The 20736-nt window shown below is 65.1% G+C and carries 24 protein-coding genes; 9 read left to right on the top strand and 15 right to left on the bottom strand.

What is annotated here, in order from left to right; all coding sequences use genetic code 11:
* The 5 genes from ACSVDM_RS28630 to ACSVDM_RS28610 form a co-directional block, all read right to left on the bottom strand.
* A partial coding sequence (locus ACSVDM_RS28630; protein WP_439268874.1) for a 2-keto-4-pentenoate hydratase occupies window positions 1–780 on the bottom strand: 780 nt, incomplete at its 3' end.
* 127 nt (window positions 781–907) lie between these two features.
* On the bottom strand, window positions 908–2317 hold the full coding sequence (locus ACSVDM_RS28625) for an MDR family MFS transporter (protein WP_439268873.1): 1410 nt from the start codon (window positions 2315–2317) through the stop codon (window positions 908–910).
* Between the two features lie 15 nt (window positions 2318–2332).
* On the bottom strand, window positions 2333–3370 hold the full coding sequence (locus ACSVDM_RS28620; protein ID WP_439268872.1) for a 2Fe-2S iron-sulfur cluster-binding protein: 1038 nt from the start codon (window positions 3368–3370) through the stop codon (window positions 2333–2335).
* Window positions 3371–3749: 379 nt separating this feature from the next.
* Window positions 3750–4109 (bottom strand): hypothetical protein, encoded by a 360-nt coding sequence (locus tag ACSVDM_RS28615; protein WP_439268871.1) that lies wholly within the window; start codon window positions 4107–4109, stop codon window positions 3750–3752.
* 108 nt (window positions 4110–4217) lie between these two features.
* Window positions 4218–4700: a macro domain-containing protein gene (locus ACSVDM_RS28610; protein WP_439268870.1), complete on the bottom strand. Its 483-nt coding sequence runs from the start codon at window positions 4698–4700 to the stop codon at window positions 4218–4220.
* Between the two features lie 149 nt (window positions 4701–4849).
* Here ACSVDM_RS28610 and ACSVDM_RS28605 point away from each other — a divergent pair, with 149 nt between their 5' ends.
* Window positions 4850–5404: a uridine kinase family protein gene (locus ACSVDM_RS28605; RefSeq protein WP_439268869.1), complete on the top strand. Its 555-nt coding sequence runs from the start codon at window positions 4850–4852 to the stop codon at window positions 5402–5404.
* A gap of 421 nt (window positions 5405–5825) precedes the next feature.
* Here ACSVDM_RS28605 and ACSVDM_RS28600 read toward each other — a convergent pair whose 3' ends face one another.
* Both ACSVDM_RS28600 and ACSVDM_RS28595 read right to left on the bottom strand, forming a co-directional pair.
* Entirely contained in the window at window positions 5826–6344 is a 519-nt protein-coding gene (locus ACSVDM_RS28600) for a ferredoxin (RefSeq protein ID WP_439268868.1), read from the bottom strand.
* A 224-nt stretch (window positions 6345–6568) separates the two neighbouring features.
* A complete protein-coding gene (locus ACSVDM_RS28595) occupies window positions 6569–6916 on the bottom strand; it encodes a hypothetical protein (protein WP_439268867.1) in 348 nt (115 codons plus the stop codon).
* 176 nt (window positions 6917–7092) lie between these two features.
* Here ACSVDM_RS28595 and ACSVDM_RS28590 point away from each other — a divergent pair, with 176 nt between their 5' ends.
* Together ACSVDM_RS28590 and ACSVDM_RS28585 are read left to right on the top strand one after the other, a co-directional pair.
* Window positions 7093–7446 carry an Imm8 family immunity protein gene (locus ACSVDM_RS28590; protein WP_439268866.1) on the top strand — a complete coding sequence of 118 codons (354 nt, stop codon included), beginning with the start codon at window positions 7093–7095 and terminating at the stop codon, window positions 7444–7446.
* A 1077-nt stretch (window positions 7447–8523) separates the two neighbouring features.
* Complete coding sequence (locus tag ACSVDM_RS28585; RefSeq protein WP_439268865.1) at window positions 8524–9039, top strand: hypothetical protein; 516 nt, start codon at window positions 8524–8526, stop codon at window positions 9037–9039.
* Between the two features lie 55 nt (window positions 9040–9094).
* On the opposite strand, the gene ACSVDM_RS28580 is transcribed toward ACSVDM_RS28585, so the two are convergent.
* On the bottom strand, window positions 9095–9478 hold the full coding sequence (locus ACSVDM_RS28580; RefSeq protein WP_439268864.1) for a DUF4440 domain-containing protein: 384 nt from the start codon (window positions 9476–9478) through the stop codon (window positions 9095–9097).
* Window positions 9479–9741: 263 nt separating this feature from the next.
* On the opposite strand from ACSVDM_RS28580, the gene ACSVDM_RS28575 reads away from it, so the two are divergent.
* Window positions 9742–10314, top strand: coding sequence for a hypothetical protein (locus ACSVDM_RS28575; RefSeq protein WP_439268863.1), 573 nt, complete (start codon window positions 9742–9744; stop codon window positions 10312–10314).
* Window positions 10315–10456: 142 nt separating this feature from the next.
* Here the strand turns inward: ACSVDM_RS28575 and ACSVDM_RS28570 are convergent, their stop codons facing one another.
* A complete protein-coding gene (locus ACSVDM_RS28570) occupies window positions 10457–11047 on the bottom strand; it encodes a DUF1877 family protein (protein ID WP_439268862.1) in 591 nt (196 codons plus the stop codon).
* 290 nt (window positions 11048–11337) lie between these two features.
* Entirely contained in the window at window positions 11338–12156 is an 819-nt protein-coding gene (locus ACSVDM_RS28565) for a helix-turn-helix domain-containing protein (protein WP_439268861.1), read from the bottom strand.
* Window positions 12157–12243: 87 nt separating this feature from the next.
* Between ACSVDM_RS28565 and ACSVDM_RS28560 the strand changes: the two genes are divergently transcribed.
* From ACSVDM_RS28560 to ACSVDM_RS28550, 3 genes are all read left to right on the top strand, one after another.
* On the top strand, window positions 12244–12654 hold the full coding sequence (locus tag ACSVDM_RS28560) for a hypothetical protein (protein WP_439268860.1): 411 nt from the start codon (window positions 12244–12246) through the stop codon (window positions 12652–12654).
* Window positions 12651–13052, top strand: a complete 402-nt coding sequence (locus tag ACSVDM_RS28555) for an SgcJ/EcaC family oxidoreductase (protein WP_439268859.1) — start codon at window positions 12651–12653, stop codon at window positions 13050–13052. Before ACSVDM_RS28560 ends, ACSVDM_RS28555 begins: the two co-directional genes overlap by 4 nt.
* A 234-nt stretch (window positions 13053–13286) precedes the next feature.
* Window positions 13287–14495: an SMI1/KNR4 family protein gene (locus ACSVDM_RS28550; RefSeq protein ID WP_439268858.1), complete on the top strand. Its 1209-nt coding sequence runs from the start codon at window positions 13287–13289 to the stop codon at window positions 14493–14495.
* Between the two features lie 40 nt (window positions 14496–14535).
* On the opposite strand, the gene ACSVDM_RS28545 is transcribed toward ACSVDM_RS28550, so the two are convergent.
* The 4 genes from ACSVDM_RS28545 to ACSVDM_RS28530 form a co-directional block, all read right to left on the bottom strand.
* Entirely contained in the window at window positions 14536–14898 is a 363-nt protein-coding gene (locus ACSVDM_RS28545) for a hypothetical protein (protein WP_439268857.1), read from the bottom strand.
* 165 nt (window positions 14899–15063) lie between these two features.
* Window positions 15064–15531 (bottom strand): NUDIX hydrolase, encoded by a 468-nt coding sequence (locus ACSVDM_RS28540; RefSeq protein WP_439268856.1) that lies wholly within the window; start codon window positions 15529–15531, stop codon window positions 15064–15066.
* Window positions 15532–15647: 116 nt separating this feature from the next.
* Window positions 15648–16178, bottom strand: coding sequence for a hypothetical protein (locus ACSVDM_RS28535; RefSeq protein WP_439268855.1), 531 nt, complete (start codon window positions 16176–16178; stop codon window positions 15648–15650).
* Window positions 16175–16573 (bottom strand): hypothetical protein, encoded by a 399-nt coding sequence (locus ACSVDM_RS28530; RefSeq protein WP_439268854.1) that lies wholly within the window; start codon window positions 16571–16573, stop codon window positions 16175–16177. Before ACSVDM_RS28530 ends, ACSVDM_RS28535 begins: the two co-directional genes overlap by 4 nt.
* A gap of 231 nt (window positions 16574–16804) precedes the next feature.
* On the opposite strand from ACSVDM_RS28530, the gene ACSVDM_RS28525 reads away from it, so the two are divergent.
* Window positions 16805–17602, top strand: a complete 798-nt coding sequence (locus tag ACSVDM_RS28525; RefSeq protein WP_439268853.1) for a mycofactocin-coupled SDR family oxidoreductase — start codon at window positions 16805–16807, stop codon at window positions 17600–17602.
* A gap of 1 nt (window position 17603) precedes the next feature.
* Window positions 17604–18431, top strand: coding sequence for a mycofactocin-coupled SDR family oxidoreductase (locus ACSVDM_RS28520; RefSeq protein ID WP_357152939.1), 828 nt, complete (start codon window positions 17604–17606; stop codon window positions 18429–18431).
* A 19-nt stretch (window positions 18432–18450) separates the two neighbouring features.
* Here the strand turns inward: ACSVDM_RS28520 and helR are convergent, their stop codons facing one another.
* Window positions 18451–20637 carry an RNA polymerase recycling motor ATPase HelR gene (gene helR / locus ACSVDM_RS28515; RefSeq protein WP_439268852.1) on the bottom strand — a complete coding sequence of 729 codons (2187 nt, stop codon included), beginning with the start codon at window positions 20635–20637 and terminating at the stop codon, window positions 18451–18453.
* Window positions 20638–20736: the final 99 nt, after the last annotated feature.

The following is a 20736-nucleotide window of genomic DNA, read 5'->3' as shown; positions in this document are numbered from 1 at the left end:
GAAACGCAAACGGACCGAACCGAGTCCGGTGAATTCGGCGTGGAAGTCGTCGCCGGGGCGGGCGTCGATGGCGCGGGTGCAGGAGCCGGGCAGCACGATGTCACCGGCTTTGAGCCGCACACCGAAGGTCGCGACCTTGCGTGCCAGCCAGGCGACCGCGATCACCGGGTCACCGAGGACCGCGTCGCTGCGGCCTTCGGCGACGACCTCACCGTTGCGGGTGAGGACCGCGTCGATGGCGGTGATGTCGATATCGGCGGGGGCGACGCGTTGTTTGCCGAGGACGAATCCGGCCGAGGAGGCGTTGTCGGAGATGGTGTCGGCCAACCCGATCTTCCAGTCGGTGATCCGTGAGTCGATCAACTCGATCGCGGGTGCGTAGGCGACGGTCGCGGCCAGCACGTCGGCTTCGGTGCAGTCCTCGCCGGGCAGGTCCTTGCCGAGGACGAACCCGACCTCGACCTCGACGCGGGGCAGCAGGTACTGGGCGGTGTCGACGGGGACGTCTTCGAAGACTTCCATCTCGGCGAGCAGGTGTCCGTAGTCGGGTTCGTCGACGCCCATCATCTGCTGCATCGCCTTGGACGACAGCCCGACTTTGTGCCCGACGACCTGGGCGCCGTCGCGGAGCCTGCGCTGGATGTTGAGCAACTGGATCTCGTAGGCGTCGACCACGTCGATGCCGGGGTACCGGTCGACCAGCGGCGGTACGGCCACCCGATTCTGTTCGGCGCGGGCCAATTCGTCCGCGAGCTCGCTGCGCACGGTGGGGCTCAGCATGCTGCCTCCGTCCTAGACATCGTGATCATGCGCCTTATGCTCCTCGGCAGGGGAGCACCCGAACGGTCCGCTTCCCGCTGGCCGGAAAGAAATTCGATGGTCGTCCCGGATCCTGGGAAAGTCACGTCTACAACTGCGCGGTGTCGGCGCGGCGAGGCATGAACACGCAGGCCACGACCATGACCACCGTCATCGCGGCGATGGCGACGAACACGAGATGTATTGCCCCAGCCAGCTTTTCCGGAGCCGGGGACCCCGCGATCCGAGCGTTGACGATCGCGCCGAACACGGCCACACCCACAGCGCTCCCGAGCGAGCGGGCGAACAGTGCGGCCGAGGTGACCACACCCCGCTCCGACCAGGCTGCGCCGGTCTGTGCCGCGATGAGCGTGGGGGTGGCCACCAACCCCATCCCCGCACCGACGACGAAACAGGATGCCGCCACCTGCCACAGCGCCGAGTGTTCGTCGATGAGCAGGGTCGATGCGGCCCCGATCGTCGCGACACAAGCTCCCGACACCGCGCAGGCCCGGAAACCGAAGCGCAGGTACACCTTTCCCGCCTGCGCGGCCGACAGCGGCCAGCCCAGGGTGAGCGCACCGGTGACGAGCCCGGCTACCAGCGCGCCGGTCCCCAAGACCCCTTGGTTGAACATCGGCACATAGGTGGTGAACCCGAACAGCAGCGCACCACCGAGCATCGCCGCCACCGTGCTCGCCAGCACCACCGGCCGGGTGAAGATCCACAACGGCAGAATCGGCTGTGCCGCACGGGTTTCGACCACGACGAAGACTGCCAGCAGCAGTGCGGCTCCGGTGAACACGCCGATTCCGGTCGGCGAATCCCACGCCCAGGCACGACCACCTTCGAGCAGACCGAGGACCAGCGCACTCGCACCGGCGGTGAGCAGGAACGCCCCGGCATAGTCGATGCGGGACTGCCGCCGAGGCACCGTTTCGTGGAAGCCGCGCACCAGCATCCACGCAGCGAGCACGGCCAGCGGCAGGTTGATCAGGAAGATCCAGCGCCAGCCGAGATAGTCGGCGAAGACGCCGCCGAGCAGCGGACCGGTCACCGACGCCACCGCCCACACCCCGGCGAGATAACCCTGGATCGTGGCGCGTTCGGCCAGGGTGTAGAGATCGCTCGCGATCACCATGGTCGTCGGCTGGATCGCGCCCGCACCGAGCCCCTGCACCGCGCGGAACACGATCAGCGCGAGCATGCTGCTCGCCAGCCCGCACAGCAGCGAACCGAGCGCGAAGACCGCGATTCCGAACAGCATCACCGGTTTCCGGCCGAACGTATCGGCCAGCGCGCCGTAGACCGGAACCGTGACAGCTTGGGCGAGTAGGTAACTGGAGAACAACCAGGGGAACAGCGCGAAATCGCCGAGACTGTCGGTGATGGCGAGCACCGCGGTGGCCAGGATCGTCGAATCGAGCGCGACGAGCCCGGTCGCGAGCATCAGCGAGACGAGCACCGGCCCACGCTCGGACCCGAACCCGACCGATTCCCGCGCGGTATCAACAGCCACAGCGCACCTCCCGGATCAGAAGCGGATGCGGACAGTGCCGGTGCGCGGGCGCGCCTGACAAGCGAGGATGTAGCCGGCGGCGATGTCGTCGTCGTCCAGCACGCCGGTCCTGCCCATCTCGACCTCGCCGTCGAGCACCGTGCAGGCGCACGAACCGCATTCACCTTCCCGGCACGAGTACGGGACATCGAGCCCGCGCGCCAGCATCACGTCGACGAGCGTCCGTTCGCGGGGCCAACGCAGCGCGTGGACGGTGCCGTCGAGCTCCACGTCCACGTCGGCGGCCGTGTCGTCGTCGGCGACGGGTACCGGCTCGGCGAACGGGTCGCCCGACAGCGAGACGAACACCTCGCTGGTCACCCGCTCTCGCGGACGATCGGCCAGCGCCTCGGTCACCACGGCCATGAACGGGGCAGGGCCGCACAGGTACGAGTGGTAATCGGCATACGGCGCGGCGAAATCGGCCAGCGAACCGGCATCCGGCAGACCGCGTTCGGACTGCAGCCAATGGGTCACCGTGAGCCGCTCCGGGTATCGCCGCACGAGTTCGGCAAGCGCCCGATCGAAGATCACCGACTCCCGATCACGATTGGCGTAGAACAACACCACCTTGCCCCGCCCACCGACCAGCGCCGAGACCAGGATCGACAACACCGGCGTGATCCCACTGCCCCCGGCCCACAGCAGCAGATCCTCGTCGAGGGACGCCGGCGTGAAGGTGCCAGTCGGCGGCAACACGTCGATGCTGTCGCCTGGGGAAACGTTGTCGCACAACCAGTTCGAGCCATACCCACCCTCGGTACGCTTGACCGTCACCTTGAGCGGTTCCCCCGTGAACGGCGAACTCGCCAGCGAATAACACCGCGCCACCGGCCGCTCCCCGGGTATCCGCAGCGTGAGGAACTGACCGGGCCGATACCCGAACCGCTCCTTCGCATCCTCGGGAACCTCGAACACGAACGAACGCGCCTCGGCAGTCTCCTCGACCACCGCCGCGACCCGCAGCGTCACCACCCGCGCACCAAGCGCCACGCCGACACTCGCCCTCGTCACCGATGTCCTCCTACGCTCGCGAACACGTCGCCACGACCGTCCCAGCCTTGCGGCGCCGTGGCAGCCCCGGCTCCCGGTGGTCGGGAGATCGCGTCGCCGTGCCCGCTCACCGGGAGATTCAGGGTGCGGCAGCGGCAGTGCCGCAGCGGTCACTTGTACCAGTCGTCGCCTTCAGCGCCTGCCCGCCGTTGGAGTTGATCGGTAAGTGAACCTGTACCGACCACACCAGCCCGGCTCCGCACTCGGCCTGCACACCGTTCGCACCTCAGTAGATCCCGCAAGTCGTTCGGCACCGGCTGCCCGAGTCGCCGTTCGATCTGATCGATCTCGGTGTCGGAAGCAGGTGGCGCGAGTTCGGCATCCGCAGAAAGTTTTTCGATCACGTCCTTCCACATTTGCCAGATCCTGGCACGCTGCGCTGCGCGGCGACGACGGCTCGGTACTGGTCGAGCAGGCGGAAGAAAGCATCCATCGCGGTCTCGCCCTCGCTCAGGTTATTCTCGATGGCCGCCGCCCAACCGAACGCGGTACCCCACCCGAACTCTTCGAACAGCCACATGCAGAAGGGTCCTCCCGGGCTGAGAGTGAACTCTTCTGGCACGGAATGCACTTCGAGCGCGACACCGTAGCCGCAAAGGAGCGTCATGAGCTCCTGCAATGACCCGCCGCGAACCCACATCAGCGGCCGCAATCGAACGTTCTCGTCGAGGAGTTCGTACACATCGCGGTAGTCGGCCAAAGGCCGGACCGACCGTTCCGGACCGTGAGAATGTGGGGAGCTCTCTTTCATCACGTGTCCACTTCAACACGGATCCACGTGGCTGCCAGAAGTTCGAAGGCGCTGTGGTCATTCCAGGTCATACACGACCACCGTGATACCTCGGCTGGACAGGTGACCACTGATGAGCGGTTCGATCCGGTCCCATGTACCGCCGGCCAGCCCGCACCCGATCCGCGGCATATGCACCGATGCACCTGACGAGGATGCGAAATCGGCCAGTTGGCTCAGGCACTGACCGACGGCGTCGTAGCGGATAGGTGGGTTGCCCGCGCTGGCGCGGATGCCGTGTTGTCCGATCATGTTGGCTACGTGGAGATGAGGCGCGACGGGGACGAATTGCACGGCACCCAATCCGAAGTCGTTGGCACCGCGTTGCTTGTACCAATCGCGGAACGACCGTTCGGGTTGCCGCCAGCGCGCAGACACTGCGACGACGAAGCCTTTGCCCCAGCGACCGAGATCGTTGCAGATGTGGGCGATGATTGCTGGTCCCGTGGTGCTGGGTGCGGTGGCATCTCCAGTTCGGTACTCGATCGCAGCCATGGTCATGATGTCGAACCTAGGCACCGGTACCGACATGAATCGGTCGATGCGAACTGTCCTGTATTCGGCATGAGGACGTCGAGACACCGTGTCGCCAAGGTATTCAGGCGACTGCCCACCGTGCGCGTTTCGGCAGAAGTGGACGCAAGGCCAGAATGGAGCTTGTGCTGGTCGATGAAATCGCTGTCAAGGTAGCGCAGAGCGTGCCCCGGTTGGGCTCGACCCGACTGGTCGCTGTAGACGGGCCCGGCGGCGCAGGGAAATCCACTCTGGCGGACCGCCTCGCCGTCGCGTGCTGTGCCGAGTTGCTCCACACCGACGACTTCGCATCCTGGGACAACCAACTCGACTGGTGGCCGAGGTTGGAAGCCCAGGTACTGGAACCGCTCGGCCAGGGCCGCCCCGCACGGTACCAGCGGTATGACTGGACTTCGCGCGCCTTTTCCGAATGGCACGAGCTGGCGAGCCCCGATGTGCTGATCCTGGAAGGGGTCTCGTCCGCGCGCGCATCGGTCCGTGACCGCCTGTCGCTGTCGATCTGGGTGGAAACCCCGCGCGATACGCGGCTCAGACGTGGGCTGGACCGCGACGGGGCAGAAGCGCTGCCGTTGTGGCAGCGCTGGATGGCCGCCGAGGATGCCCACTTCGCTGCCGACCGGACGCCAGACCACGCGGACGTGATAGTCGACGGCTGGCATCCACAGGAATGAACGCTCATCGGCACGGGCGATGTTCCTGGCCCCCAACGGATATGCGGGGTCAGCGGGGAATGCCTGAATATTCCCATGGAACCAGGCTTCGATTTCGATGATCGGATCGTAGCGACGCAACAGGATTCGTGCTCTCGCCTACCTCCGAATTCCTCGCTCAGTTCCACCACCCGAGCCGCTCGGTCGATCAAGGCTGCGCGTTGGCGGCATTGCAAGTGTCGGAGAGGTCGACCAGTCGCGCGGTAGGCAGGAAAACAGAACTCCGAATGGTCCATGAGCAAGTCGATGGATCTGCGCAGTTCAGCCAGGGAGACATGCAGTTGTCATTCGGTCATGAGCGCAATCATCTTCGGGCCCAGACAACGTCCTGAAGTCGGCATGAGCAGACGCTCGACATTCACGACCCGGCGGCAATAGCAGGTTACAGGCTCGGCAGCGGGTCGTCGGCGTCCGGATACCGACCGTTCTCCAATCTGAACACATACCTCCGCAGGTCGGTTTCGAGGTCGGTGGCCAGGTAGATGAGAAACTTCCGCACGCCCTCCGCCACCTCGCGGTCCTCGAGGAGAGCGCCAACCTTTGTGTAATCCGCGAGCAGCTCAAACAGATCTTCTGTCACCGTGCCGCGACCACTCCGCCACGCCCGAACAGCCGCAGGAGTCCATCGCAAGTCCCCGTCCCAGGCGTAGCCGTCGAACGGGTCGGCGGCTGCTGCCTCGAGCAGGCATTCGACTTCGACTGCGGACTTCGGTTGGCGGTAGACGAACTCGTTGTAGTACTCACCGCCGTAGAGCACATTGCTTGGGGCGTGAGTCCGTCCGGCCCAACATGTATCGGTCTGTCCGGTGTAGAAGGGACCTGGCACGTTCATCCAGTGCCGGTCCCTCCACTTATCCCCGAGGTAGACGAAATCGTTGAGATCTATCGGAACCGACGTCATCGGATCCCGGTGTCGCGGTTGGTCGCTCACCGCACCAGCATTGCCTATCGGCGCGGCACGCGGAGAGTGAGTGAGTCTTCGAAGCATCAGCCTTCGCAAGACGTGCGTTCTCCGTCGCCGACGCTGTGCGGTCGGTCGAAGCCCTGGGCCCGTCCGACTGATGCCGAGGCACGGAAGCAAAATGCGGAATGGCCGAACGAAGGCTGCGGGAACAGTCCCGCTGTTCATGGCCGCAATCCTCTTCCTCGCTGGCAGTCGTAGCAGACCAGTCCGAACACCTGCGCCAGCCCAGCGACGAACTCCGACACCTCCTGCGCGCGGCCTCGCTGGATATGGACACTGAGGATCGGGCCGTCTACATACCCGGTACCCGACACCGACCAGGGGCTGGCGGGGTGCTCAATGTCTGGCCAACGGCGGAGAAGGGCGGCGACGAATTCGGCAATCTTGGGGCTGGCTGGGTCGGGCTTGTGGGCTCGACTGTGTCGTTCGCTGATCTGGTCGAGTGTCTCTCGCAGATGCTGTGCATTGCCTGGTCTGGGGCCTTCCCAGACCAGGAGGTCGTAGCTCATGAACGCATACTTCCCGATCCCTCTGACAATCGCGTCCCGTGCCAGTCAACCCCGAGAACCGGGGAGTTGCCATTTCACAGGCACGTACGTTCGTAGCCACGCGACTAGAGCAACTGAGTGCAGTGCACAATCGGACACCGTGCCTCGAGCGGCCGGAGCAGCAAGGAGACCGAATCATGAAAGCGGAGCTGAGGGCGATCGAGACCCCAGACGCCGATCTTCGAACAGGGATTGTGAAGCACCGCGACGCTGTCGCGATTCGCTTCCTCGCGGGGCCGCAAGGGATGAGGGGTGAGGAGTCCTTCGACCTGTTGGTGTGCACTCCTCGATGGATCGCTGAGCAGGTGAACCTGACGGGCATGATCATCGGCCGCCACAAGATCATCGTCGATCGGATAGATCTCGACGCTGTGACCCAGTACCTGCGCGGGTACGTCGCAGGCCTTGATGAACCGACATGGCCCGAACTCGCCGCCAAACTCGCTCGAATCGGCATGTGGGAATTCGAAGACTATTCCGAAGATTGCTGACACCCAATGCGTCACGCGCTCATCGCAGAAGCGGATATTGCACTCGCGCCGGAGTAGCAGCCTGGCTGGTGAGCGAACTCGGGGCGGCTCGGAACCGGTAGTTCCGGCTCGTTGGCCATCGCGCCAGGCGGTCGAAATTTCGACAAAGCTCGTCAAGCGCGCGGTTTGGATGGCCGACCACCGCCCGCATCACGGCATTTCAGTGCGTTGTCGGAGCACGGTCCAGCGTCGCGGAGCGAACTCTCATTCTTTGCAAAACGAGCATGTGCAGCGTGGCCCTCCTGTACAGGACGAGCAGAATACGCCTTCAGAATTGCCGTATGCCTGGACTGCGGCTGCATCATGTTCCAGCAGGCAGGCCTCACACCAGATACAGATATCTATAGTGTCGGTAGTGACCCCGAGCAGTCGCGCCACCTCCTCGCGGGCCACCGCTTGTGCCTCCAGAACAGTGTGGCCCCGAGTTACGCTTCGCACCCCCTGGGGTCCATACACCTCCAGAACCCACATGCTCTCGGGACGCTCGGCGATCGCCGGGTAAACATTGACAGTCATGCCGGCGTTCCTCCCTGTGCGTTCAGCCGAGCCGGAACGCCTTTAACAGACTACCGGCGGATAGCCACACACACTGCCCCTTATCGGCATCCAGGATGTTCAGACGGGGCTCGGTGATTGCGATGTGGGCGCAGACCGACTACTGGACCGGCGAGTGACATGGTCTTCTCCTCTCGTGATCGGGCTTCGCGGAGTGTGCAACCATTGCGGCCAGATGAGCATGCCACGTGCTTCACGACGCTCGAGCGGCGCAAGAGACGCTCGAGAATGCCTCGGCCCAGTTCCGGCACCGACTCGGTCGGCGGGGCAGTCCGTAGGCGGCACGAGCGCAGGAGGTGACTGCGAATCGAAGGCTCCGGGTGTTGCCGATCAGCATGCCGAGGTTGTCAGTTCTCCTGCGCCGGAGCACTTCCGGCGGAGCTCTTCGGACTTCTTCGTGGATGCCGTGGGGAGCGGGTTCGGTGTTTTGGACCGAACATCGCGGCGGTAAGGTTCGGTGATCAATCCGGGGAGGACAACCGCGTGGCACAGCTTCAGCATCGGATCGACGAGATGACCGATGACTCGGGATTCCTCGGCCTTGTCGACCCCCACACGTACACGTCGTTCGTGGGTGAAAACTGGACCTTGGAAATGCTGTTCGAGCGCTTCGAATCCGAGATACGGCAGCAGACGATGCTGTTCTGGGGAACCGGCGGCGAGGAGCAGTGGCGGATCGACATTTCGAATTCTTCGGTGGATCCGCGGCTGCCGGTCATCAGGCAGATCACCGGCCCCATCACCGTGACGCGTGGTGAGCTGATCGTGGTCAATCTGGAGACGGTCACCATGGCTGCCCAGTACGCGGAATCCGCCGTGGACGACGACAAGGACATATACGGGTCCGGCATCGAACTCCCCAACGGTGACTACATCTGCACCGTCACCCAACTCACCGATCCCGAGGAGGATCGGACACACGAAGGTCCCGACTTCCATCTCCAATTGATTGCCGGACGAGCATCTCCATGGTCCGGTGTCGCTTGGTCCGAACTGTGACGAGGCTACTTCTGCTGACGTCGGGTCGTCCGGTTCCTCGTGCGTACCTCGTCAGCTAGTTGTCATCCTGTGTCGCTGTCTCATGTTGCACAGTTCCCTGGTGAAAGTAGAGGTTCCAGCTGCCGTCGCGAAGCAGCCAAATCGAGCTGCGAACAGCGGTGCGTTCCTGGCTACGTGTCCGGTAGGTCACGTGAATCACGGTCGGCGCCAGACGTGCGGCTGTGACGTGGTCGATCGTGGGCGCCGAGGAAATATCGTCGCTCATCATGTCGAGAATCGACTCTCGGTCCCACACCCTGCCGGATGCGCCGAACTCGCGAAAGTCCGCGTCCAGTAGCGCAGCGGAATCGGCTCTGGAGTTTCGAATCTGGCGGTCGGCCAACCGCAGCTCAGCTGAAACCACGTACTCGATCTCGGAATCGTCGTTTATTAGGGCCACGCGGACAGTTTGGGCGCCCGAGCACGGAGCGGCAACAGATTTCGTGTGCGGTCCCGACGTCAACCTGGGATGCGCCTCTTTCGAGTGCGTTCAAGCGCGTCGGCCTTCATACGGGTAGGGGATGGTTGCGTTCGGGATTGCGCGGAGTGGCTTCGCGGATGGTGGCTGCCAGCAGAGCCAACTCGTCGAACTCCGGCAGGAGGGTCCCTTGCGACCGCCACCGCCGCGCGCAAGCCCCGGTCTCGAGCTACACCCGCGACCAGATGTTCTTTGAGCAAGGCCATGCCCGCGCGGTCCTGACCGGCCGCATATCGCTTCCAGTCGGCGAAGAAGCTTTCGACGTCGCCTCGATCGGCAAGGGCGAAGCCGATGTCGCGGTATGCGCGCCAGGCGTATCCGTCGTCTATGCGGCCAGCGATCGCACGGGCGCCGGCCAGATCCGCGGCGGCGATCCCGTTCAACACCTGCTGCCGGCGAAACCCGCATGTTTCGGGCAGGAGCGGGGCAATCCTGTCGACCTCGTCCGAGGTCAGTGCGTCGACCGCGATCAATGCGCAAGTCGCGTCCGCGAAGTCGAAGAGACCGTGGCTGCGAGCGAGCATCTGTACCTCGATTCGGTAGTCCCGAGGCCAGCTCAGTACGCGAGTCACCGTCGGCGGCCCGTCTCCCGCACTCGGGAGGCGGCTGACGAGCTCCTCGAGGACACGGTCGCGGATGGGGACAACGGCAGCCGGTATCGAGTAGGGAGGGGTGCGCGCAGCTTCTCGCTCGACGTCGGTAATCGGGACCGTGAGACCGGCGACGAGGTTGTCTTTCAGGCTTGGGCGATTTCCTGACATGCCGACATCGTGCCCCGGGGGCGTCGACAGGTCACTTCCTCGTGTGTTGATTCTTCGTCATCACGTGCGGGCCGGGGCTTCTGGAGGCATTCGGTCACGAGTCGAGCGCGGCACACTCATCGCTTGACGGAGTGCTGGTTCAGCCGAGTGCTACCAGTACGCATTCGTCCAGGTCGGCAGCAAGTCGATACAATTCGGCATACCGGGCCAGCTGATCGAGAAGGTAGTCGCGGTCCCACGGTCCCTTATAGACACCGGCTGCTTCCATCGCTTCACCATCGAACAGATGTGCGGCAATCTCCAGGTTGTTCTCCACATAATCAGCTATGGTTCGCGCAGTAGTCGGGCGCACAAACCGAAGCTGATTTCCTTGCCCCGCAGTCGCACCCGAAGCTAGGGACTCCGCTCCGAAAACTGTGATCTCGGCCAACCCGGCTGGATTGCGCTCTTCCTGGTTCCGGCGGTTGGGTGAAAGCAACCAGTACGCCGCATCCCACGCTCGCGTGGAGAAAGTCCGGTCGAGAATGTCGGGCCGCCGGCTTACGATCTGACGAGCGATCGGGGCCAGCTCCACCCAGATCGGGTCATTCCGATACCGCGAATCGGCACCATCGGTGGTAGCTAAGCGGCTGAAGAACTGGATGGCGTTCTCGGCGGCCTCACGATCACGCATCGCGCGTTCGAGCAGCGGTTCGTAGGGAAGTGTCTGGTATCGAGCATCGAGAGCCATTCCTAGACCATAGGACTCAGCTCTAGCAGGCTCTATTCGTCATCGCAGCGCGCCACGGAAAAGTCCAGATCAACTCCTTGCCGCATACGAAGGGTCCGGGCCAGCATTGGGAGCGGCAATCGACGGTCGGTGGGCTCGGCCTACCGACCCAGGGATCGGCAGGTAGGACACCTCGATGCTGAACCGGGAAATGGTGATCGCGTTCTGGTCCGCGCTTCCGCGCGCTGAAGCGTCCGCGGGCGCTGGTTCCAGCCTCCCGCGCGTGGCGGACTCAACCACGGTGCGAGCGTTCAGGGGTGGGCTGCGGGATCTGCGGTGAAGAGGGTGCGGAGCGTATCCGCGGTGAATTCGTCCAGCGGATAGAACAATTCGATGGCCAATTCCGCGAGCGTCACATCCGACGGTGCGCCGAAGGTGACCATGGTGCTGAACATGCGTAGCTCGCCCAGCGGGGTGGCGATGCGTAGCGGCACCGCGAACGGTGTGGGCGCACTGGGATCGGGTTCGGTGTGCGACGGGACCGGGTACTGGGAGACTTCGTCGTACAGCGCGCGCAGGATCGGGTCGCCTGTCGCCCGTACCTGGCGGAGCAGTCGTTCGAGCAGGAGTTCCCTGACCTGACCGTGGTTGACCATGTGTGTGGCGGCATCGGGCGGGCCGGGGTGCAGGGCCAGGCGGTAGACGTTGGGTCGCTCCATCAGCTGGTCGTCGACCTCGTTCGAGAAGAGGCCCATCGCGCGGTTCGTGGCAACGACATTCCAGTACCGGTCAACCGCTACCGCCGGATAGGGTTCGTGCGCGGTCAGCATGGTGTCCAGCGCGGCCCGGGCAGCGGCGAGATGGGCGTCGTCCAGGCTGCTCTCTCGATACTCCGGAGCGAATCCGCCCGCGAGCAACACCGTATTGCGTTCGCGCAGCGGAACTTCCAGAACATCACAGAGTTTGAGCACCATGGCCCGGCTCGGCTTGGCCTTCCCGGTCTCGACGTAGGACAGATGCCGTGCCGAACTGTCGGCGGCCAGCGCCAGCTCCAACTGACTCAGCCGCCGTCGCTGCCGCCAATCCTTCAACAGTGTGCCGACGGGGGATTCCTGCACCGAACGCGTCACTCGGCCACGCTATCGGTCCGGCGCGACCGGGTGCCATGACCTCGGAGGTCATTGAGACGATGATCGGCCGCTGGCAACGTCGACGCCATGACCACGATGACCACCTTCGGACCCGGTCCCGGCCTGCGCACCACCTTGCGGGTAGACGGCTGGAGCACCGGCGTTTTCGGCACCTTTCTGTTGGCCACCGCCCCGTTGTTGCGCGAACCGCTCGGCTTGCCGAACTCCTGGTCGGTTCCCTTCGGCGTTGGCATGCTGGGCGGCGCTGCGGCACTGCTGCTCATGGCGCGCCACCCTCGGCTATCGTCTCGCGTGGCTGCCGTCATTGTCGCGGTCAACGCCCTGTCGGCGGTACTCATGGTCGAGTTCGCTGTGATCGATCTGATTCCGCTGACGAATTGGGGCCGGGTCTTCCTGCTCGCGGGCGCGGCGTTCGTCGCGAGTTTCGCCGCCCTCGAGTTCGCGGGCCTGCGTCGCCGGGGACCGGTGACGCCATGACCGACGAAACCGCCGTCCTCGCCCTGCTGCGCGCGCAGATGGACGCCTGGGCCGCAGGTGACGGCACCGCCTTCGCCGCCACATTCACCCCCGACGCCGATTTCGTCTCGGTTATCGGGGAACGCATCCAGGGCCGAACCGAACTCGCCACCGTCATGCAGGAGGGCTTCGACGGGTTCATGAGGGGCACCCGCATGGCCGAACCCGAAACCACCACGCTGCGCTTCCCCGCACCGAATATCGCGGTGCTGGTCACCGTGGGCGATCGCCCCATGCCTCCGGGCGCGACCGCGCCGCCCGATGCCCGGTCCGTCCAGACCCGGGTCGCGGTGCGCAACAAAGGAACTTGGCTGTTCACCACCTTCCAGAACACCCGGATCAGCCAGTTCCCACAGTGAGTCGGGAACATGACAGCGCGTTCGCGTTGTCTTCGTGACCCGCATGCCCAGGTCGGCCGACTATGAACGGACGCGCCCTACTCAGCCGCCGGCGGCTCGTCGAAATCCACGCCGTCGGCATGAACTTTGTCGGAGCCTGTCCGTAGCGTGCGTGGAATGAATTGGAGGCCGTGGCTGGAGCTTTGGAGTGAGGAATGGATTGCAAGTTGCGATCCCGGTGACCTGGATCCCGAGGTGGTGCAGCAGCGCTGGCTCGGCTATCCCGCGGCCACCCAGGCCGACGTCGCAGCCGTCGAGCAGCGTCTCGGCCTGAGGTTGCCACCCTCTTATCGCAGTTTCCTGCTGACCACCGATGGATGGCGCCATGCCGGGGAGTTCGTGTGGAAGATGCGTGACACGACAAACCTGGGGTGGCTGCGTGATCTCGAACCCAACTGGGAGTCCTGGGCCGACCTGATCACCGAAGCCCCAGGTGATGCGCCGGGTAACCCATTCAGTCGCGGGTTGTTGATCTCGTTGCACGCCGACGTCGGGGTTCTGTTCCTCGATCCGGCCGACCGCGACGAAGACGGGGAGTGGGCCGCATATAGCGTCTTTGCCTGGAGTGAATTTCCGCAGCGGTATCCATCGTTCACCGCACTCATGAAATCGCTGTACCAAAGCTTCCATCGCCTGCGTCAGCCTGCGGGCAGAACTCGTGACAACTGGGCTTCGGTAGCCGAAGAGGCTCGAGGTCAAGCCCTTTCCGGGGACCTCGACAAAGCCATGGTGTCCCTGGAAAAGGCCCAGAATTTCGGCCAGCCGCGCGCCACAGTCCTGAGAACCCAGCTCCAGATGTTCCTCACCACTTCCTCTCCATACGACTACTCCCGGATCCTTTCGCATCTGCTGCCTTCGACGCCGGCCCCGGACGGATTCTTCCGCAGTCCGCTGTTCACCGACGAGTTTCTGCCGTGCATGTTCCTCCAGCACGCGCATAAAGAACCCTGGTACGGCTCCGCCCTCGACATTGCCGAATATCTGGCAAAACGCGCACTCACCGGACACCGCCACGCCCTCGAACTCGCCCAGAAACACGCCGCTGACAAGCACTCACCTGTCTCCGCCCTCGATATCGCCCAGCTCCTGGAAAACGCACAAAACGACCCCGGGCTCGAGATCGGACCTGCTATCGACGAGCACAGGGCACGGGTACAGCAGCCCGGCTACCGGCTTACCTACGGCAATCAAGCCTTCGACGCCGCAGTGCGAAAGGCGCTCGCACAACACCACTCCGACCCAGCGGCACTGTGGGATGCGCTCGGGACCGCGATGACGCACTGGCAGCCCCGCACTCCGGATCACATCGCCCCGGTCGCCCTGCTCGCCGACCCTGCGCTGGCGTACAGCCTGACCCCGGAACGCGGTCGCGCGTTGCTGAGTCAAGCGCGTGGCGGCCGCTGATCCACGAGATAGGCGAATCAGTTCTTTCCGTGGTTGTAGATCAGTGTGGAGTACCCGCAGGGTGACCCGGCACGGACGCGATGGCGATCTCGTATTCGGTACTGTCGCGCGCTTCGATCGTCAGCGCGATCGCGCCGTTGACGTCTGTGGCGACAATCCGGCCGTCGATCATCTGGTCCAAGCCGTCGGCGAACTGCTGGATTCCGTCCCAATCGAAAACGGCGGCTCCGTTCTCGACCTCGGCCTGGAATTCGGTCCACGTGAGGCCGCCGGGGAAGCGTCCGATGCCGTCGAACTCCTCGACGTGCCACCGCCAATCGTTCGACTGGAACCGCGTGAGGATTTCACGCAGGAGCACCGGGGTTCCCCGCTCGGTCCACATGGGAATCGTCTCGACGAGCATCAAGCATCCTCACTGACATGGGCATACGTGTGCCGTCGACGGGCGAGTACTTCAGACCATATCCGAGATCGGTGGTAGTGGAATCCTGCGCGGGCCGCATGCTCGGGCAGCATGGTCACGCGTGTCGATCACGGCGCAGTGACTACTCCTGGTCTCGTCGCTGGCTCAATGCTGGATAAGACCGCCGACCGGAGTGGACGTGACGTGGCCGGTCGCCGGGAGGGTTTGTGCCAGAGCCAGGCCGGAGTCGACAAGGGATGATCGGCGGAGGTAGGCGACTTCGGAGATCGGGGTCCAGGTCGGTTCGACTGTGGCCCCGCTCGGTTCGGCTCGGAGGCGGCCGCCGGTGACGCGGACGAGATAGAAGATGCCGATGTTCTGGTGCTCTTCGCCCGAGTGGGCCTCATGCGCCGGGATCACCCTTGAATCGACTCCGAGTAATCGTTCGACCACGCCGGTGAGACCGGTCTCCTCCACAAGCTCGCGGGTCACGGTATCGAAGGGGTCCTCTCCCTGATCGACCCCACCTCCCGGAAGCGTCCAGGTGGTTTCGCCGCTTTCGGCGATGTGGCGAACGAGCAGCACCCGATCATGTTCGCGGCACACGCCGTATGCCGCGATTCTCGAAGTCACCCGGTGAATTCTATCTCCGCGCCCGCGTGGTGGCAGGACCGGTACTGGTGGTGAACCCTCGGTACCACGATCGCACGTGTGCAATGGTATTCGAAAAGTTCCGCTTGCCTGGCTGGTCAGCCGGTGCGAAGCAGGATCCTGTGGGTCTCATCGAGGTGTCGGTCGACAACGAATCCAGCGGTGGTTCCGGCTATGGGTGGTTCGCCTGTCCACGGCAGTGCGGACCACACGCCGTCGAATTCGACTACGTATTCACGGTTCGATGAAAAGACGTGAGTGATTTCGGCGGTCACTTCCGAACCCACAGGATGGCGGCGCTTCACAGCATGCCATTCTCGCTCACTCATGGTCCACCGGGCCGCTGTGCTCGGCCGGAAGGTGGCATCGAGCGGCCATAGCCGGACTTGTCGGTGCGTGTGCTGGAGGACCTCGAATTCTGTGACGGTGCCTACGGTCGGCCAGTGATCGACGGATTCCGGAAGGTTGAGGACATCGACGAATCCTGTTGGCGGCCAGCCTAAATCGACAAACAACCCGATGGCACCGGGGCGAGGGATCAGTGTGACGACCCCGGTCACACGGTCGCCGACCGGATATGTTCTGCGAGCCGCGTCGAGCCCCGGTTCGTTCGGGTCGGGTTCGGTCATCGCGCGACCACCCGGCGACGAGCTTCCCGAACCAGCGGGCTCACGCGGAACATCTCACCGGGATCAGAGGTTTCCAGGGCCGCCCAGTACTCGAGCCTTTCGGCGATGGCTGGTGCTTGTGTGGCCTCGTACACCGCAGCCAGAGTGTCGATCAACTGCTCGGTTCGTTCCGGCGCCGCTGTGGTGGCCATATGAGTCTCGGCCGAATCGAGGACCAGATCCAGCAGCCAGTAACTCAGTTCCCAGTCTGATTTGTGCGCGAGGAGCAGACGGGTGAAGTCATCGAGTCGCTCCGGATCGGACACCTCGACAGGCCAGTCCTGCATCCAGCTTTCGTGCGGGATGTTCGCCAGTCGCGCTACTCGGGTCGCCGAGTTCCCGCTTGGATAGATCATGCAGAGCAAGGTAACCAACTCAGCGAAATTTCGGCGATTCGGCAAGGTCCTGGCGATTTCTGGGGGAAATTCGTCGAGGGCGGGTCGCCGCAGGGATGGGCTCGGCCAGGGGCGCTCCCGGTAGGTGGGAAGTCTCGTCGCATCGCCCGCTCACCGGGAGAGCCCGGCGAGTCCGGGGCGTGGCGAACCTAGCGTCGGCCGGGTGGACACTCGATTTGGTAGGGGCGCCCGATGAATCGCATGCAGGACAGGGTCGCGCTGGTCACCGGTGCGGCGAGGGGTATGGGTCGTGCGCACTGCGTGCGGCTTGCCGAGGAAGGCGCCGATGTCATTGCCCTCGATATAGACGCCGCCGCAACGGAATTGGCTACGACCAAGCAGGCCGTCGAGGCGTTGGGGCGGCGGTGTGTCACCGCTACTGCCGATGTGCGTGAGGCGGACGTGCTCGATACGGCCGTTGCGGGTGGAGTGCGTGAGCTCGGCAGGCTCGACGTGATCGTCGCCAACGCGGGTATCTACACCGACCTCGCGCCGTCGTGGGAGCTCACCGATCAGGCCTGGCAGCGGACCATCGATATCAATCTGACCGGTGCTTGGCACACGGTGCGTGCCGGTGCACAGGCCCTGGCCGACGGTGGGTCGATCGTGATCGTCAGCTCCGTCAACGGCATCGTCGGCGGCGCCATGGCGGCGCACTATTCGGCGAGCAAGCACGCCGTGGTCGGGTTGGCGCGCACGCTGGCCAACGAGCTCGGGCCGCGCGGTATCCGGGTGAACACCGTGCACCCGGGGTCGGTGGCGACGCCGATGATTCTCAACGACGAGGTCTACGCGAAACTGCGCCCGGACCTGCCGAATCCGACGCGGCAGGACGCGGCCGAGGCGCTGGCCCGCCGCACCCTGCTGCCGGTTCCGTGGGTGGAACCGGTCGACGTCAGCAATGCCGTGCTCTTCCTCGCATCCGACGAGTCCCGTTACGTGACGGGAACCCAGCTCGTGGTGGATGCCGGACTGACTCAGAAGGTGTGACATGGGACGGGTTTCGGGCAAAGTAGCGGTCGTGACCGGCGCCGCGCGCGGTATCGGGCGTGCGCAGGCGATCCGGCTGGCCGAGGAGGGTGCCGACATCATCGCGGTCGACCTCTGCGGACCGGTCGACACCGTGGTGACGCCACCGGCGAGCCGTGACGATCTCGACGAGACCGTTCGTGCCGTCGAGGCGACGGGTGCGCGGATCGTCGCCACGGTCGTGGACGTGCGCGACGGGTCGGCGTTGCGGGCCGCCGTCGACGCCGGGGTCGGTGAGCTGGGCGGGCTCGACATCGTCTGCGCCACAGCCGGAATCAGTTCGAGCGCGTTCGCCCTCGAGCTGACCGAGCAGCAGTGGCAGACCATGATCGACGTCAACCTCACCGGTGTGTGGCAGACCTGCAAGGCGGCCACACCCCACCTCATCGCCGGTGACGGGGGAGCGATGATCCTGACCAGCTCCATCGCCGGCTTGCGTGGGCTGGTCGGCGTCTCCCACTATGTCGCGGCCAAACACGGTGTCGTCGGTTTGATGCGTTCGCTGGCGAAGGAACTAGCGCCGCACCATGTCCGGGTGAACACCGTGCACCCGACCAACGTGGACACGCCGATGATCCAGAACGACATGGTGCGCAAGGTCTTTCGGCCGGACCGCGAAAATCCGACCCGCGAGGAATTCGCCGAGGCCGCCACGTCGATGAACATGCTGCCCATCCCGTGGGTCGACCCCGTCGACATCGCCAACGCCACCCTGTTCCTGGCCTCCGACGAAGCCCGCTACATCACCGCCGTCACCCTGCCGGTGGACGCGGGCAGCACCCAACGCTAGGTCGGTGGCCTCCGGAACATCACCGGGCCAGGAGGGGTTCCGGAGCCTCGGCAAGGCCGGTGAGTGCGTTCGGGAGGGGGTCGTGGTGGACGACGCCGAGGCGCTGGGTGGCGCGGGTGAGTGCGACGTACAGCTCCGCCGCGCCACGCGGTCCCTCCGCGAGGATCCTTCCCGGTTCGACGACGAGCACGGAGTCGAACTCCAGGCCCTTGGTCTCCGACGCGGGCACCGTGCCCGGCATGCCGACCGGGCCGATCACCACACTCGTGCCCTCCCGATCCGCCTCGGTGCGCACGAATGCCTCGATAGCCGAAGGGAATTCGGAGGCGTCGACCTGTTGCGACCACGGCCGCACACCACACGCGCGCACCGAGTCGGGTGGCCGAACCTCCGGCGCGAACTCGGCGAGCACGGCGGCGGCGACCGTCATGATCTCGGCGGGCGTGCGGTAGTTCACCGTGAGTGAGCGGTACACCCAGCGGCCCGGAACATACGGGTCGAGCACCGTCGCCCACGCGGTGGCGCCGGCAGGTGACCGGCGCTGGGCAAGGTCGCCGACGATGGTGAACGACCGGCTCGGGCAGCGGCGCATCAGCACCCGCCAGTCCATCTCCGAGAGCTCCTGGGCCTCGTCGACCACCACGTGCCCGTAGGTCCAATCACGGTCGGCCGCAGCACGTTCGGCGAGTTCGCGGGTGTCGCGCTCGAGGAACCGGTCCGCGAGGTCCTCGCCGTAGAGCATGTCCTGGGCGAGCAGGTGATCCTCGTCGTCCATCAGGTCTTCGCGGCTGATCAGGGTGTCGAGCACGCCCTCGGCGTAGGCGGCTTCGGCCTTGCGGGCGCGTTCGGCGCTGTCGTCGGCGGGAGTATCGCGACCGAGCAGGTCGACCAGTTCGTCGAGCAGCGGCACATCCGAGACCGTCCACGCGGTACCGTCGGCCCGCCACAGCGACTCGTCCGCGTTCGCGGCGCGAAGGCGGTCCAGGGACGAATGCAGTTCGCCGAGAAGACCTTCCGGGGTGAGAACAGGCCAGCATTCGTCGAGCACAGCGACGAAATCGGCGTTCTCGGCGAGTTCGGCGGTCAGGTCCGCGCGCAGCTGCTCCCACGCCTCGCTGTCCTCGCGCGTCAACCAGCCCTTCCCGATGCGGGCGATCGCCCGTTCGGTGAGCACATAGGTGACGATCTCGGCGAACACCGCCCGCGCCTCGTTGTGCGGACGTCCGCTCGCCCGCGCCTCCTCGCGCGCCCACTCCGCGACGGCCGCGTCGACGCGCACCGTCGCATCGGCCAGCTCGATGTCCCGCGGCGCCGCGGGCAGTCGTTGCCGGTCCGCGATCGCGGCACCGAGCACATCGAGAATGCGCAGCGAGCCTTTGACGCGCGCCGCTTCCGGTGTGTCCTCCGCAGTGGCGTGCAGCCCGGGCATCAGATCGGCGGTGGTGGCGAAGACGACATTCGTCTCACCGAGCGCGGGCAGCACGTGCGCGATGTGGTTCAGGAACGCCGGATTCGGGCCGACCACCAGCACACCTTGGCGTTCCATCCGCTTGCGCTGGGTGTAGAGCAGATAGGCCACCCGATGCAATGCCACGACGGTCTTGCCGGTACCCGGACCGCCTTCGATCACGGTGACGCCCGGGTGCTCGAGGCGGATGATCTCGTCCTGCTCGGCCTGGATCGTCGCCACGATGTCGCGCATCCCGTCCCCACGCGGTGCGTTCACCGCCGCCAGCAGCGCCGCGTCGCCGCCCTCGCCCGCGTCGGGCCTGCCGAGGACCTCGTCGGTGAAGTCGAGCACCCGGCGATCGCGGGTGTGGAACTGCCGTCGCCTGCGCATGCCCTCCGGGTTGGCGGCGGTAGCCACATAGAACGCGCGGGCGGCGGGTGCGCGCCAGTCGAGCAGCAGTGGTTCGAAGTCGTCGCCGGCATCGAACAGGCCGATGCGGCCGATGTAGGACCGTTCGCCCGACACCGCGTCCAGCCTGCCGAAACACAGACCGTTGTCGGCGACGTTCAGGCGCTGGATCTCCTTGCCGAGCGCGCGCACCTCGTTGTCGCGCTCCATCGGGGAGTTACCGGTGCCGCGCAGTGCGGCGCTGTAGCGGCCCTTCACCTGTGCGCGCTCGGCGTCGAGCCGCGCGTACAGGCGCGCCACGTACTCGCGCTCCGACCGCAATTCCTCGTCGTGACCGTGTTCCGGCACAAGCCCTCACTTTCGGTGTTTCCGCAGGTGAAATGCTGCGGCCGACGATTATGCGCCACAAAGGGGGCCTTGTGGCAAGGCCCCCTTTACGGTATACAG

The organism is Nocardia sp. JW2 (assembly GCF_051843015.1).
Lineage (GTDB): Bacteria > Actinomycetota > Actinomycetes > Mycobacteriales > Mycobacteriaceae > Nocardia > Nocardia coubleae.
The sequence above is the reverse complement of the archived record's forward strand: the minus strand, read 5'-3'. Positions and strand labels throughout refer to the sequence as shown.